The 14,883-nt window shown below is 43.2% G+C and carries 14 protein-coding genes; 9 read left to right on the forward strand and 5 right to left on the reverse strand.

The annotated features are described in order from the left end of the window. The coding region (locus LAY57_RS05785) for an RNA-guided endonuclease InsQ/TnpB family protein (RefSeq protein ID WP_249065377.1) at window positions 1-686 on the reverse strand (686 nt) is incomplete at its 3' end. Window positions 687-1,013: 327 nt separating this feature from the next. Here LAY57_RS05785 and LAY57_RS05790 point away from each other — a divergent pair. Next, window positions 1,014-1,526, forward strand: coding sequence for an NfeD family protein (locus LAY57_RS05790; protein ID WP_249065378.1), 513 nt, complete (start codon window positions 1,014-1,016; stop codon window positions 1,524-1,526). 55 nt (window positions 1,527-1,581) lie between these two features. Beyond that, window positions 1,582-2,154: a paraslipin gene (locus LAY57_RS05795; RefSeq protein ID WP_338022359.1), complete on the forward strand. Its 573-nt coding sequence runs from the start codon at window positions 1,582-1,584 to the stop codon at window positions 2,152-2,154. A 67-nt stretch (window positions 2,155-2,221) separates the two neighbouring features. On the opposite strand, the gene LAY57_RS05800 is transcribed toward LAY57_RS05795, so the two are convergent. Both LAY57_RS05800 and LAY57_RS05805 read right to left on the reverse strand, forming a co-directional pair. After that, window positions 2,222-2,617 carry a hypothetical protein gene (locus LAY57_RS05800; RefSeq protein ID WP_249065379.1) on the reverse strand — a complete coding sequence of 132 codons (396 nt, stop codon included), beginning with the start codon at window positions 2,615-2,617 and terminating at the stop codon, window positions 2,222-2,224. 20 nt (window positions 2,618-2,637) lie between these two features. Then, entirely contained in the window at window positions 2,638-2,847 is a 210-nt protein-coding gene (locus LAY57_RS05805; RefSeq protein WP_249065380.1) for a hypothetical protein, read from the reverse strand. A 395-nt stretch (window positions 2,848-3,242) separates the two neighbouring features. On the opposite strand from LAY57_RS05805, the gene LAY57_RS05810 reads away from it, so the two are divergent. The 7 genes from LAY57_RS05810 to LAY57_RS05840 all read left to right on the forward strand — a co-directional run bounded on the left by LAY57_RS05810 (window position 3,243) and on the right by LAY57_RS05840 (window position 10,409). Further along, window positions 3,243-4,031: a hypothetical protein gene (locus tag LAY57_RS05810; protein WP_249065381.1), complete on the forward strand. Its 789-nt coding sequence runs from the start codon at window positions 3,243-3,245 to the stop codon at window positions 4,029-4,031. Between the two features lie 30 nt (window positions 4,032-4,061). Further along, complete coding sequence (locus tag LAY57_RS05815; RefSeq protein ID WP_249065382.1) at window positions 4,062-4,607, forward strand: rhodanese-like domain-containing protein; 546 nt, start codon at window positions 4,062-4,064, stop codon at window positions 4,605-4,607. A gap of 120 nt (window positions 4,608-4,727) precedes the next feature. Further along, on the forward strand, window positions 4,728-5,225 hold the full coding sequence (locus LAY57_RS05820) for a hypothetical protein (RefSeq protein WP_249065383.1): 498 nt from the start codon (window positions 4,728-4,730) through the stop codon (window positions 5,223-5,225). Window positions 5,226-5,252: 27 nt separating this feature from the next. After that, window positions 5,253-6,290 carry a cysteine peptidase family C39 domain-containing protein gene (locus tag LAY57_RS05825; RefSeq protein WP_249065384.1) on the forward strand — a complete coding sequence of 346 codons (1,038 nt, stop codon included), beginning with the start codon at window positions 5,253-5,255 and terminating at the stop codon, window positions 6,288-6,290. A gap of 24 nt (window positions 6,291-6,314) precedes the next feature. Then, complete coding sequence (locus tag LAY57_RS05830) at window positions 6,315-9,059, forward strand: WD40 repeat domain-containing protein (protein WP_249065385.1); 2,745 nt, start codon at window positions 6,315-6,317, stop codon at window positions 9,057-9,059. Between the two features lie 64 nt (window positions 9,060-9,123). Then, entirely contained in the window at window positions 9,124-9,345 is a 222-nt protein-coding gene (locus LAY57_RS05835; protein WP_249065386.1) for a hypothetical protein, read from the forward strand. Window positions 9,346-10,007: 662 nt separating this feature from the next. After that, complete coding sequence (locus LAY57_RS05840) at window positions 10,008-10,409, forward strand: AbrB/MazE/SpoVT family DNA-binding domain-containing protein (protein ID WP_249065387.1); 402 nt, start codon at window positions 10,008-10,010, stop codon at window positions 10,407-10,409. A gap of 396 nt (window positions 10,410-10,805) precedes the next feature. Here the strand turns inward: LAY57_RS05840 and LAY57_RS05845 are convergent, their stop codons facing one another. Both LAY57_RS05845 and LAY57_RS05850 read right to left on the reverse strand, forming a co-directional pair. Beyond that, the gene (locus LAY57_RS05845; RefSeq protein WP_249065388.1) at window positions 10,806-12,158 is read right to left on the reverse strand and encodes a hybrid sensor histidine kinase/response regulator; all 1,353 of its coding nucleotides are present in this window, start codon (window positions 12,156-12,158) and stop codon (window positions 10,806-10,808) included. Window positions 12,159-12,301: 143 nt separating this feature from the next. Then, entirely contained in the window at window positions 12,302-14,863 is a 2,562-nt protein-coding gene (locus tag LAY57_RS05850) for a hybrid sensor histidine kinase/response regulator (RefSeq protein WP_249065389.1), read from the reverse strand. Between the last annotated feature and the right edge of the window lie 20 nt (window positions 14,864-14,883).

Below are 14,883 nucleotides of genomic sequence, written 5' to 3' on the forward strand. Positions count from 1 at the left end.
TTACTTCCTTTCTGTTTTTTAGCCAGCTTTTGCTGCTTGCGTTTGAGGTTTTTCTCGTGTTTGGCTAGATGCTTAGGGTTGTCATACTTGGAGACTTTGCTGCCATTGCTCGTAATGGCAAAATGAGTCAATCCCAAGTCAATCCCGATTACTTTACCTTCAGTTGAAACAGCCGGATTGTCGATCTCGCTTTCCGTCAATATTGAGGCAAAGTATTTCCCAGAAGGTTCTAAGCCGATTGTTACGGTTTTAATTGTTCCTTCTATGTTCCTGTGCAGCTTGGCTTTAACTTTGCCGACCTTACCCGGAAACTGAACAAATCCATCAAGTATCTTGACATTTTGAGGATACTGAATTGATTGCTTACCGTGTTTTGACTTGTAACGCGGGAACTTTGCACGACCTGCAAAAAAGTTTTTATAGGCAGTTGTGAGGTTGAGCGTTGTTGCCTGCAAGATTTGGCTATAGCATTCAGATAGCCAGAGTGTTTCTTCGGCTTTTTTTAGTTTTGGTAAAAAGGCATTGAGTGCTGACTGACCAAGGCTTTTACCCGTTTCTTTATAAGTCTCTATTGACTTGTTTAGAGCATAGTTCCACCACCATCTGGCACAGCCAAAGTGCTGAGACAGTAGGGCTTGTTGCTCTAATGTTGGATAAAGTCGAACCTTGACGGCAGTATGCAGCATCTCCTTACCTCCTTACTGCATTATACACATTTCAGTAAAATATCCACAAAGATAAAGATTTGGAGATTTCCGTACCGTTCGGCTGAGGCGGACGGTGAGCTTGTCGAACTGCACGGCGAAGCCTACAATCTCCCTGCCTTTCTGTTACTGAGCCTGCCGAAGTATCCCGCCGCTAAACTGAGTACAGTTATAGCGGGGGACAACAGGCGAGTAGTTAAATGCCAGTTTTCCACAAAGTCGATGAGAAGTCGATGAGATCTCGAAGAAGTCAGTCAAAAACTCAGGTAATCACCAGTCTCAATAGTAAATAGCAAGGGTCTGCTTGGTGTGGATCTACTTTACCAGGAGGTAAATGTGTTGCTGAGTCCTACCCTAATTTGGTCAGTAATTGGGCCGTCCGTGTTCTGGTTCCTAACAGGAGTTATTCTTTGCCTGACTGAGTTGTTTCTAGGTAAAAGTTTGGGAACAAAACTTAAACTTGTACCCCTGATCGCGGGAGTTAGTTCTCTGATAGTAGGGCTGCTTTTATTGGGGCGAAATTCTCTGCCTCTGTTTAGGTTCCAAGTTATGTACTGGATGGCGGTATCCCTAGCTTCGGTTATCTGGTTACGTCCTATGTTTCTGAAGCGCAAAAAGTTTATCGTTCGTGATGCAACTGAGGCAAAGACGATTACGGAAATTTTGGCGGGACAAACAGGGCGAGTTATTTATGAAGGCTGTTTCTGGCAAGCCTGCTGTGAGGATCGCTCAATTGCGATCGCACCTAACCAAAAAGTTTACGTTCTGCGCCGCGAAGGAAACACGCTGATTGTAGCGCCAGAAAGTATTTTTCATTCGTAGGCTATAACTTTTCACCAAATTCGACCATTTTTACTTAACTAATCGGAGCATCACGATGGATCTATTCCAATTGATTTTTATAGCATTTTTAACGGCAAGTGGAACCACGATTGCCAATAGCGTCAAGATTATCAAACAAGGTGACGAAGCCTTAGTAGAAAATCTTGGTAAATATGATGGAAAAAAACTAGAGCCAGGTCTTACCTTTCTTACTCCATTTATCGAATATGTGGCTTATAAAGGAACGCTGCGGGAACAAATATTAGAGATTCCACCCAAACAATGTACCACTCGCGACAGGGTTTCCATTACCGTTGATTTTGTGGTGTACTGGCGGATTATGGACATAGAAAAAGCTTTTTACAAAGTGCAAGATCTGAAAGCAGCGATGATGAATTTGCTGGTGACTCAAATTCGGTCTGAAATAGCCAAAATGGAACTCGACGAAATTTTTACCGCTCGCGCTGAAATTAATGACGTGCTGGTGAGTGAGTTGGATATTGCTACTGAACCTTGGGGGGTGAAGGTGACGCGGGTGGAATTGCGCGATTTTACGATTGGAAATAAGGTGGTGCATGAAGCATTAAAAAATCCATCTAAAAGTTTAAACACGGTAGCTCATCGTTAGCTAAAGTAATTATGCGATCGCTCTGGTAAGTAAAGGGCGATCGCTTCGCTATATCATTCTCTAAACTCTAGCCTTTCTTAATGTTTGTCTTTAGCAAAGGAGAGTCAACATATATCACCCAATTCTCATCAATAAATTGCATACTTTCATCGTAAATGAGAATCAGTTCACCAATTTTTTCCGGCTTATCTTGAGAAGCAATCCCATCAGCTTGTAAGGCAAATTTCAGTTGAATCCAACGTTTTCTGCGCGTAACACCAATAGAACTGCTAATTAATTCAGCAGACAAAAAACGAGGCAAGGCAATCTCTTCATAGAATTCATCCGTTTCATCCCAGTAACCGCCTATTTTATAATTGCATGATTCTAGATGTTCTTGTACAAGTGCATCAGCATCTACATATTCTAAGATTTCATTCAAATCCTGCCAAAGTTGGTGAGTTTTTAATTCAATTTGAGTCATAATAGTTGTTTTATGTATGATTAATGTTCTGTTACGAAACCGGGAAAATGTAAAACTCCATCTATTATTTTTCCATGAAAACGGCGATCGCCTCCTTTCCCCAAAACTTTTGATTTCAAATCGTAACCCTCTACTTCGGAAGGAACAAGACCAATATTACCGCGAGGAGATACTTGTCCTTTTTCAATTGCTTTTAAATGCTTGTTATTTTGGTCATATTTTATTCCCAATTGGATTTACTCTTTGCCAAAACATACTATCTGACCATTTGTTGTTTGATATACAGTATCAGGCTGAATATCTGCCCAGCTATTGGGTAGAGTTTCCATTTATTTTACTGCTGCCCAGAGTGGTAAACATGATTATAACTCAATTCGTCTGCGATAGGCCGATCGTCCTACCGATGTTAAACTAAAGCACATCGAATTTGCACAACTCAATTTCCTAAAAGTCTTGTGGGATGGGCATCTTGCCCGTCCCATCGATTTTATCTGTCTGAGGTTATCCAAAAAGTCGAACAGAAGTCAGTGAAAAGTCGAAGAAGTCAGTCAAGAACTCAGTGAAGCATCTGTCTTAATAATAAACAGGAAGATGCAATTACCACCGATCTTTCAGGAGAATAGCCATGCAACTTAACCAAAAAATTGATTCATCCATCGTTACCGTGAATAATTCTGCACTTGCAATTCGCAGTTCGGGCAGAACTATACATCAGAAAAATTGGCAACCTTTAATCAAAGCTACTTTAGGTGCTTTTTACTTACTTCTGATTATTGCTTTACCAGCAACAGCTTGTGGTGGTGGATTTGCCAATACCAGCAAGTTTGAATTTGCTAATCAGCTTTTCTTCCTTCCCGCGATCGCAACAATTTTGCCTTATGGAATACCTCTCGTTGCAATCGTTGTCATCGAAGCTTATATTCTGTACAAACGAGAAGATATTCCTTACCTGAAAGCTTGTGCATTCACTACTTTAGCCAACATATTTTACCTAATTTCTTGCTCGATCAGCGCAGTGTGTTTCAGTATATTATTTCCGATTTCACTGATTGGTTCAGCGATATCTGCGGCAATGTGCGTTTCCTTTTTTCAGCGCTGGGGGTACTTAAGAAATATTAGCCAAAGAATGTTTATTTTCTTGGTTTATCTATTCTTCATGGGATTAGGTTTTGCCAGCTTATTTCTGGTGGAATCGATCAGTGGCTCAGCCGATCGCACTCTTCTTTATGCAGTCACATCAGGAATATTGCTGATTGGGTTTATCTTTGGATTTGTTGCTAAAGGTTTTGCGATCGCACGCCTTCTTCGAGAAAAACGTCCCACCCTTGCCAGCACTGTTATGTCAATGCACGTAGCTTCATTTCCGATTGTGGCGATCGCATATTCCCTGATGAAGTCTTACCGCTGGTTTTAGACTATCTGCCCTCAAAAGGAAAATTTAAAAATGCAGAATAAAAAGTTTAAAAAAGGCATCGATCGTTATTTACGCCCTTTACCAGTAATCCTTTTTATCAACATTGTCGGTGTTAGTTCTGTTACTTTAGCAGCAGTGGTTAATCACATGGATGTTCCAACCTTTATCGCCAGTTTGAGTGCCAAAAAAGTGACCGTTTCCGAATTGAAGCAGGGAAAATTGAAAAATGCGATCTTGATTGACGTGCGATCGCCAGAAGAATACGCCGAAGATCGTATTGCCAATAGCCAACTCGTACCCCTAACAGATATTCAGTCTGGATTCGGCGTGCATCAGATTCAGGTTATTGCCCAGAAGTATATCCAAACTAATCATACTCAGCCAACAATCGTACTTTATTGCACAAGAGGCCCGCGTTCGGTCAAAGCATACAAAAAATTGGAAAAAACCGGACTTAATTTGGTGTTTCTAGAAGGCGGTATCAAAGCATGGCGGCAACTTATACCTGTCTCAAAAGATGTAGAAACATTAGCACCTATTACCGCACCTGTGAAAAAGGTTGTCAGGGGTAAGTAGGTAGGCGTAAATAAAGTGAACAGCCAGAAACCCGGTTTCTTAGAGAAACCGGGTTTCTTGGAGCCCTTTCTTTGCGATCGCAAAAAGTTGATATACTGTTTTTGGTAGATAAATCAAACAATGGTTATTCTAGAAAACACAAAAAAACACCTAAAATTTCGACATCGACCCTATTCGCTTTGGCTAGGTACAACTGGCTGGATGGGAGGCACTTTTTTGCTCATCTTGCTAATTTACCACAAACTTGGATGGTTAACTTACGTCTTGTGGATACCACCTCTTCTTTTATTAAGTCTTGTGGCGAGTGGTTTAGTGCTAATTTTAGCCGGACGGGTGGTTATCTGTCATTTTGATAAAGATTACAACAGCTTCACTATCAAGCGATGCGGTTTGCTTAAGACTAAGGTGATTTGGCATTCCCTTACCGATGTTTTAGATGTGCAGCTTCAGTCACCAAGCTGGCATCATCAGGAAGCGGTTGATTATCAGATTACGCTCTTTTTGAAATCCGGTGAAAGCTTAAAGCTCAACTTGGGACTTAAGTCGAACGCACAAAAATTAGAAACTCTTAATCTGATTCGCGGCTTTCTGGGTATGCCGCCGGAAAAATGGGGCTAGGGAATCTAAACTCACATCTTGCACAATATGCTACTACAGACGCTGGTAACGCTAATTTTGGGTTCTTGGATGTTCGTTATAGGACAACGCATCGGACGAGTAATGTTGCGAAAAGGAGCAACTGCAAACGATATTTTTAAAGGTAAAACACACTTATTAATCGCATTTTTAATGGTTTACTTGGGTTTGGTATTACTAGCTCGTTTAATTCCGGAAATGCAAGCTTTACCAGTAGAGTGGCGTTTCTATAGTTTGCAAGTCACTTGGACAGTTATGCGCCTTTTGCTGCTATTTATTGGCGGGGTAGCTTTCACCATCAGTCGGCATACTTCCCGCATTCAGGTAGTATCTGTACTTTTGATTTGCTCGCTAGGATTGGGAAGTTTTACTGCTGCTGAAGCTTACTTTTTATCTCCTATTTACGCTTCTTTAGAAGATAACTTGCAACCCAACGGTGTTTTTAAACAAACTTCCAATAGCAGTTGTGGCCCATCCGCATTAGCTACTGTGCTGCGTGTTTGGGGAATAGATGCGACAGAATCAAGCATTGCTCGTTTGGCGGGAACGAGTCGGTTAGGCACTTCTATGGCGCAGTTGCTGATAGCAACTCGATCGGTTGGTATGGATGGAATTGAATTAGAAGCAACTTGGGAGCAAATGCAACTAATCAATCGTCCTGGTGTGTTGGGGGTTTGGTTTAGAGATGGGGTGAGCGTCATTCCTCATGCCGTAGCCTTGTTAGGTTTAAATGGCAATAATGCTATAATTGGTGAGCCAACTAGAGGGAAAATTTACTATGTCGCTCGCCAGCAATTTGAAAGAAATTGGCGCGGACAATATCTCCCCATTTTTCGCAGTCAAGATATCTCGATAACGGTTTCTCAAGCGGTGTCTTATCTTCAGCGATCAGGCCAAAAAATCCAAAATCACGCTGAGTTAGAGCCAGCTATCCAAGACTTTCAAAAAAAGTTGGGTTTGAAAGTTACTGGCAAATTAGACCGTCAAACAGTCTTGCTTCTTAGCGGTTCGTTTCTGGAAAGAGTACCTACTCTGAAAAGTAGATAAGTTAGATAAAATCCTTACATTTTCATGACAAATTATCTCTACCAAATCGGCGGAAGTTTACCGGAAGATGCACCAACTTATGTGGTGCGACAGGCTGACAATGAACTTTATGAAGGAGTGAAAAATGGCGAATTTTGTTATGTACTCAATTCTCGCCAAATGGGGAAATCCAGTTTGCTGGTGCGAACGATACAAAGGCTAAAAACTGAAGGAATCGCCTGTGCCACTATCGACCTTTCAGATATTGGCAACCAGCAAGTTTCTTTGGATAAATGGTATGGAGGCGTCGCCTACAAGCTACTGACAAGTTTCGATCTCTTTAATGCGATCGAGTTTATGACTTGGTGGCGAGACAGAGAATTAATACCCCCTGTTCAGCGCTTGGGTGAATTGATTGAAGAAGTGCTGCTGGCGAAAGTTTCTGAAAAAATTGTGATTTTTATCGATGAAATTGATAGCGTTCTCAGCTTCAAAGATTCCCTTGACGACTTTTTTACTCTGATTAGATCTTGCCATAACAAACGCGCCCAAAAATCAGAATATCAGCGACTTACATTTGCTCTGCTGGGAGTCGCCACACCAAGCGATTTAATTTCCGATCCAACTCGCACCCCGTTTAATATCGGTCGTGCAATTGAACTGCATGGTTTTGAATTGCCGGAAGCTCAAGCATTAGCAAAAGGATTAGAGGGAAAGGTAGATCGACCCCAAGAAATTTTCAAAGAAATATTGGAATGGACAGGCGGACAGCCATTTCTAACTCAAAAACTTTGTAAATTAGTAATTACTGATTCGCTCTTGACAAATGACCAAGGACAAATGACAAACTTGGTAAAATCCCAGATCATCGACAATTGGGAATCCCAGGATGAACCAGCGCATATCAAGACAATTCGCGATCGCATCCTGTCCAATCAGCAACGCGCCAGTAGATTGCTGGGATTATATCATAAAATATTGCAACTAGGAGAAATTCCAGCCGATGACACCCCCGAACAAACCCAATTAAGACTATCCGGTTTAGTGGTTATGCGATCGGGAAAATTAAGAGTTTACAACCGCATTTACGAGTCAATTTTTAGCGAAACTTGGGTAGAAAAAGCTTTCTTCGATTTGCGTCCCCATGCCGCAGCATTATTAGCATGGATAACCTCTAATTGTCAAGATGAATCGCGATTGTTGCGGGGGCAAGCATTGCAGGAAGCACTCAACTGGTCAACAGGGAAAAGTTTGAGCGATCGCGATTATCAATTCCTAGCAGCCAGCCAAGAAGCAGCCTTAATAGAATTACGCAACAAAGAACAACAAAGTCGCACTGAAATTGAGAGACTTAGTAGAGAAAAAGATTTACTCGAACAACTGAGTAACGAGCAACAGCGACGAAAATTAACAGAAGCAAAACTAAAGCACGAGCGACAAATGAAAGTCGCAATTAATATTAGAGCAGTTGTAGTTTTGGCGTTATTTTTCACCTTAATCACGGAGATATTTTGGCTAAAAGCGTGGACCGATCGCAGAAACATGGAAATCAACGCTCTCACTTTATATTCAGAAGAACTTTTTCAATCAAATCACAAATGGGATGCTCTGACACAAGGTATCCGGGCAGGCATAAGAATACAACGGTGGCCGTTTGGAATTAACTCCGATACGCGGATACGAGTTTTGATGGCATTGAATCTGGCAGTTTACTCTCTAAAAGAACCTCATTATTTGCAGCATAATCTCAGTAAAATTATTTTCCTAACTTTCAGTCCTCAAAGTAATACCTCCGCTTCCGAAATAAAACAAGGAAAAACTTTTACGATCGCCACGGCTAACGATGATGGATCTATTAAACTTTGGCATAGTGATGGCACTCTGAAAGCAAAATTTCCTATTGCTAGTAATATAATTAGGAGCCTCCATTTCAGTCCTGATAGTCAAACTCTTGCATCAGGTAGTGATGATGGAACTGTCAAACTTTGGCACAACAACGGTAAATTGCTCCTTTCTTTCAAGGCTCATACTGATAAAGTAACAAGCATAAGTTTTAACCCAGATGGCAAGACATTTGCCTCTGCAAGTGCAGATGGCACAGTCAAACTTTGGAGTTTCAACGGACAAGAACTGAGAACATTGAAGGGACATCAAGGTTCGGTGACTTGCGTGAGTTGGAGTCCCACTGGCAGAACGCTTGCTTCAGCTGGTGCAGATGGTACAGTCAAACTTTGGAGTCGCGACGGTGTGTGGCAAAAAGACTTGAAAGGACATAACGGTTCGGTTACTAGCGTAAGTTTCAGTCCAGATAGTCAAATGCTTGCCTCTGGGGGTGCTGACAAAACGGTGAAACTTTGGCAAATTGACGGCACGTTGTTGAGTATTTTAAGGCATAGGGGTAAAGTTACTAGCATTAGTTTCAGTCCTGACGGTCAGACGCTTGCTACGGCAAGTACAGATAAAATGGTGAGACTGTGGCATATTGATGGAAGTTTGCTAAAAATTTTGAAGAATCATCAGGGTGAGGTGTGGAGTGTATCTTGGTCGCCGGATGGTGAGATGCTTGCTTCAGCAAGTTCGGATAATAAAGTAATATTGTGGAATTTGAATCTCGACGATATGTTAATTCAAGCTTGCAATTCGGCGCGGAATTATTTGCAGAAAAACCAAAATGTTAGCCAGAGCGATAAACATATTTGTGATGGCATAGGAGAGGGTAAGGAAAAGTCAAAAGTCAAAAGTCAAAACTTATTGGAGAATATTTACAAGCTATCATTTCCCAAGGACTAAGGGTTTGTTATGCCTATTGGATTAGTGGCGAGTGAGTGCAATAATCAGGGCATCAACTTTAAGGATGGCCAACACTATGCCGCAAAATAGCGATCGAGATCGCCTCAGTCCCAAAGATGTAGCGCCGCACATCTATAAGTGGAGTCGTGAAGAGCTCGAACAAATGCAGGCTATGATCGCAGGGCAACTACAGACAATAAGACAATCTAGTGCATCAGAGGTGAAAAGGTGGCAAGACACGGATGAAGCTGCCGATCGAGGCCCAGTCGAGTGGAATCCTTTCTAAGATCGAAAGCTGGATAATGCGATCGCAGAAAATACCATACCACCGCTCAGATGTGTAATACCAAATTTGGTTGCTCAAAATAGAGAAAAAATCCGTCCCTTATGCTCTACAGCCCTCGTGTTGCTCTGCGATCGTAACGATTCCCAATGACCATAAACTATATAATTCTAGGGCTGCTGCTGCGTAGTTCCCTCTGACCAGCTTATAGCTAATTTGGCAAGCAGTTGACCCCTGAGCCGGTAAAACTTTCTCACAAATCTTAACTAAGAGCCTGATTGCTGTGCGAGTATTTCGCCAAACTGCAAGTTACGGGCAAAATCATCTTTTCTAGAAAAAAGCATCCTATTTCAGGGTAACCGTTCGCTCCTGCTGACGTTTTAACGGGTAACGGTAGTTTGGTTTTGAGGGGAAACCGTAGGAAGCAAAGCTTCCGAGCTACCCATGCGGTGGTGAGGAATTCGCCAACAAGAACTTATCCCTGCCGCTACATGAGCTACAATTACCAATCCAGAAAAGAGCAATATTACTTACAGGGCGTACTTGGCGAACACGATCGGTATTAGGCATTCCCAAAACAATTCAGTCTAGTGGTTGATATTTCATGAACGATATTATATGGTTCAATAATGCAAAAGAAGTTAAATTTAGTCAGAGGCAATTTTATGGCTGAAACTGCAACAGCGCCACTAACAGGGAAAGGACTACTACAAAAAGTCAAAGAGCTTTCCCATTTGTCGCGCCGGGAAACCGCTAAGGCTTGCGGGTACTACTCCAACACCAAAAACAACCAGACTCGCGTCAATCTGACAGACTTTTACGATGCTGTGCTGGCAGCTAAAGGTATTGCTCTGGAGCCAGAAAGTGAGAAAGATGGTCGGGGTCGGGAAGCGACTTACCGGGTGAGCGTTCATAAGAACGGTCAGATTGTGATTGGATCTGCCTACACTCAGGCAATGGGTTTAAAGCCAGGTGATGAGTTTGAAATCCGACTCGGATACAAGCATATTCGTTTGATTCAACTTGACCGCGATATCGATGCCCCCGAAGAAGAAGACGAAGAATAGATTGTACTTGTACAAGACAAGTTAGCTGTTCTGCTCTCTTAAGTAGCGCCAGACAGGGGAGGATGAAGGATAAAGGATTGAGGATATTGGATCGAGCGTGCGGATAGCGTATAGAATGAAAATTTCTCCCCGCCTCTTCGCATTCACCCCCCCATTACTGTTCGGATTTGGAACTTTCGTAGGTTGGGTTTTGTTACTTCAACCCTAACTCGCTCTTGGGTAGGTTGGGTTTTGTTATCTCTCAACCCAACCTACAATTGTTTTTAACCGAATAGTATTGCCCCGCTCTCCCATCCTCAGTTCCTTGCTGTGAAGCTTACTTTGCCCTGAACTTTTTTACCTTAATGTCGCAATTCATCTCCCGTTATAGTTCGTAGAACTTAACGGGAGAGTATGTCAAACTCCAGTTTGAGAATAAGCCCGATCGCTGTGGCCATCGAGTGCGATCGCATCTCCACTTTGCTCAATAGGAATGGCTACAACAAACTCCGACCCCTTTGTCAATGTTGAGTTGGCGTCTAGCGTCCCGCCGTGCTTTTCTACAACTATTTGATGGGCTATAGATAATCCCAGTCCAGTTCCCTGACCTACGGGTTTGGTGGTGAACAGATGGTCAAACACTTTTTCGAGAACTCGATCCGACATACCGATCCCGTTATCTTTAATCCGAACCAACACCTGCTTACTATCGCTCAATTGCTCGGTTCGGATGATAATTCGATTGGGATTGGTCTTAACTTCCTCAAAACTACGCCCCTGGTTGGACTCTTCTAAAGCATCAATGGCATTTGCCAGCAGATTCATAAACACCTGATTGATCTGTCCGGGAAAGCATTCAATGGGAGGCAGTTGACCGTAGTCTTTCTCCACAAGGATAGCGGGGCGCTTTTCATTTTCTTTCAAGCGGTGCTTCAAAATCATGAGAGTGCTATCAATGCCTTCGTGGATATTGAAGGGGGTTGGTCGATCGCAATCTCCTCTGGAAAAGGTGCGTAGACTGGTGCTGATATTGCGAATGCGATCGACCCCTTCCTTCATCGACGAAATCAGCTTGGGAAAATCGTCTCTCAAATAATCTAGCTCGATGGATGCGATCGCATCTTGAATTGCACCAACAGGATTAGGATAGTTTTGTTCATAGATCTCAATTAAAAAAAGTAAATCTTTCACATATTCTTCAACATAATCGAGATTGCCACTAATAAAGCCAACTGGATTATTAATCTCGTGAGCTACCCCTGCCACTAATTGCCCCAGCGCAGACATTTTTTCTTTCTGCACAAGCTGCACGTGAGACTCTCGCAAACTCTCTAATGCTTGGGAAAGTTCGGCTGTTCTGGCCAAGACTTTTTCTTCTAGGTTTTTTGTCAAAAACCGCAGCTGAAGATGTAGTTTGATTCGAGCTAATATTTCGGCTTCTTGAAACGGTTTTGTGATGTAATCAACTGCTCCTGAATTTAGTCCTTTAACCTTATTTTCTGGATCGGAAAATGCGGTCATGAAAATTACTGGTATGTCGCAGGTTTGAGGATTTACTTTTAACCGCTTGCAGGTTTCAAAACCATCGATTCCTGGCATCATCACATCTAGCAAGATCAGATCTGGTAAACTGTACTGGATTTGCTTAAGTGCGCGATCGCCATCCGTAGCGATCGCAACTTCATAACCTGCATCGGTCAATGCCTCAGAGATAACTTCCAAATTGGCAGGAGTGTCATCGACAACTAGGATTAAGGCGGGGTCTTGCATGAGTGGTATCTCAAATTCCTTTAAGAGCGAGGAGTTTAAAATTTTAGGATGCAAAAATTTTAGCAGCTTTTGCCAGTGCCTATTTTGATACTCAATCCTCAAACTCCTGCACTTCTAATTCTAAGCTTTTTAACGAATGTTTTTCACCTGTTTTGCTCATCTATGCACTTCTTGATTAAATCCTCAATTTTTTCGGCTTGAAATTTTTGGGCTAATGGGGTAACCTTTTCGATAAAAGAGGTATACTTTAGATCGAGCTTTTGAATTTTTTGCGCTTCCTCAATGAATTTTTTGAGACGCCCTTGTTGAACCAATAAAAGCAACTTTTCCAGATCTTCTCGATGCGGAACCGTAACTTCCTTATCTAACTCAGTTAGCTCTGCTTTTGTTGAGAATATCGAGGGAGTAGAGATTGTTTCTGAAGCCTTTCGCTCATATTGCCATGCGATCGCCAAATGTTTTTCTAACAAGCGGAACAACTCGTCTGCTTGGACAGGCTTTGGCAGAAAATCATCTGCTCCGGCTTTCAGGCTCTTTTGCCGATCGATCTGCGATACCGACGCCGATGAGACGACCACCCTTGTGGCTTTTAGCGTTTCTCTCTGGCGCAACTGCTGCAACAATTCATATCCATTCATCACAGGCATGAGGATATCCGTGATAATTAAATTGGGGTTCAACTCGATCGCTTTTGCCAACCCTTCCTGACCGTTCTCTGCTTCCAAGACTTTAAAGCCGAGCGGCTCTAACAAATTCACCAGCACCGATCGATTTTCCCACTTGTCATCCGCAACGAGGATCGTTCGTCGCGCCCCCTCGTAACCGAGAATTTTTTTTCCATTTGTCGTAATTGCGTCCTGTATCCACCCATCTGGTAGGGACAGATCCACCTCAAAGGAAAAGGTGCTGCCCACACCCGCTTGGCTTTGCACCCGGATTTGACTGCCCATGAGGTTAACGATCTTATTGCTAATGGCCAGTCCCAGACCCGTACCTTCAGCGCGATGCCTTCGATCTCCCACCTGTTCAAAAGGGAGGAAAATTTTTTCTACTTCTTCCGAGCCGATCCCAACGCCCGTGTCCTCGACTTGGAAGCAGACGCTACAAAAGTTTTGAATTTGTTCTGACTCCTGAGTCTGGAACTGTCGAACTCCCAAACTCCTGACTTCTACTTTGAAGGTAACACCGCCTTTTTGCGTGAATTTAATGGCATTGCCCAGGAGATTGATCAACACCTGGCGCAGGCGTATTTCATCAGCCTGAATGGCTGACGGTAGATTAGGTGCAGGCAAATAATTGAAATCAATTCCTTTTTGTTCGGCTCTGATGCGGCAAATTTCCTCTACGCATTGAAGGAAGGAAGGAAAGTGAAAATCGCTATTATCCAGTTCCATTTTCCGCGCTTCAATTTTAGACAAGTCTAAAATGTCATTGATTAAGGTTAGTAAGTGAGATCCGCACTCGTAAATAATATCCAAGCCGTCCTGTTGCTTGGCTGTCATATTGCGATCGCGTTGGAGAATTTGGGCATAACCCAAAATGCCGTTGAGGGGGGTACGCAGTTCGTGACTCATGTTTGCCAGGAATTCACTTTTTGCCTCGTTAGCAGTATCTGCTGCTTTTTTAGCCGCCTCAGCAATGAGCTTTGACTTTTTTAGTTGGGACTGCTCAAAGGATTGCACCTGCCAGAGAACGGCAATCATCGTGCCTGCCAGTCCTACCATAACTATTGCCATCAGGTCTAGGGGTCGCAGTTGCGCTTCAATATTTTGCCGAGGAATCACCAAGGCAACAGACCAGTTTGCTTCCTTAAGCGGGATGTAAGCAACATACTGCTGGGTACCCTCAATAGGGATTAGCTGGATGCCTCGTTCCCGGTTTACCATGTTTTGAGCGATCGCAGCCAAACTTCGATCTGGCAGTTTGAGAAAACTAGGGGCAGGTTTCTCCAAGGTAGACATCAAAGCTAAATTAGGATGAACAATTGCTTCTCCCTTAGAGTTGAGAGCAAAGGCATAGCTGCCGTCCCCATAGTGCAAGCCATTGACCACAGCAACAACCTGGTCGATACTAATCACGCCATTGATGACACCGATTACCTCTCCTAAAGGCTTTCCGGGTGCTGAAGATCCCGATCGCACAGGAACCGCATAGGCGACAACCCTCGCTCCTGGCGGGACACGGGCAATTAGCGGGTCAGACAAACTGCTCTTTCCGGCCATCGCCCCCTGAAAGTGTTGACGGTCTTTCAAGTTGATGCTTCCTTGGGGCTGATTCTTCAGAGTGGTGTACAGAAAACCATTAACATCAATCATCCCGAAATACGTAAATTCTCGCAGGCGCTGTTCTTCTGAAACCAGATACGGCTCTATCTTTGCCCAGTCCATCGTTCGGAATGTTGGGTTGTTAGCACTGGACTCTAAAGCAGCTTTGTATTTTCCAATCCAGTTATCAATTTCTTCAGCGCCTTGCTGCACCTGCAAAAACGCTTTGTCCTTCAGGTTCACCAACAGCAGCTCCCGCACTAGCTGATAGCTATAGTAAGCAGATAAGCTGACGATTAAGGTTGTACCGCCAATAATCAGCCGCACCAGGAAGTTTTGGCGCGAATACTCCGCGTTTGGGCGTTTTGGCTCTCGACGGTGCCACCATTGAGTGAGCCTCTGCCAATTTGTGAGTTGCTGAAGTTGCTCAGGTGCAGTCATAGCTTGTTGATTTGCCCATG

Source organism: Argonema antarcticum A004/B2 (assembly GCF_023333585.1).
Lineage (GTDB): Bacteria > Cyanobacteriota > Cyanobacteriia > Cyanobacteriales > Aerosakkonemataceae > Argonema > Argonema antarcticum.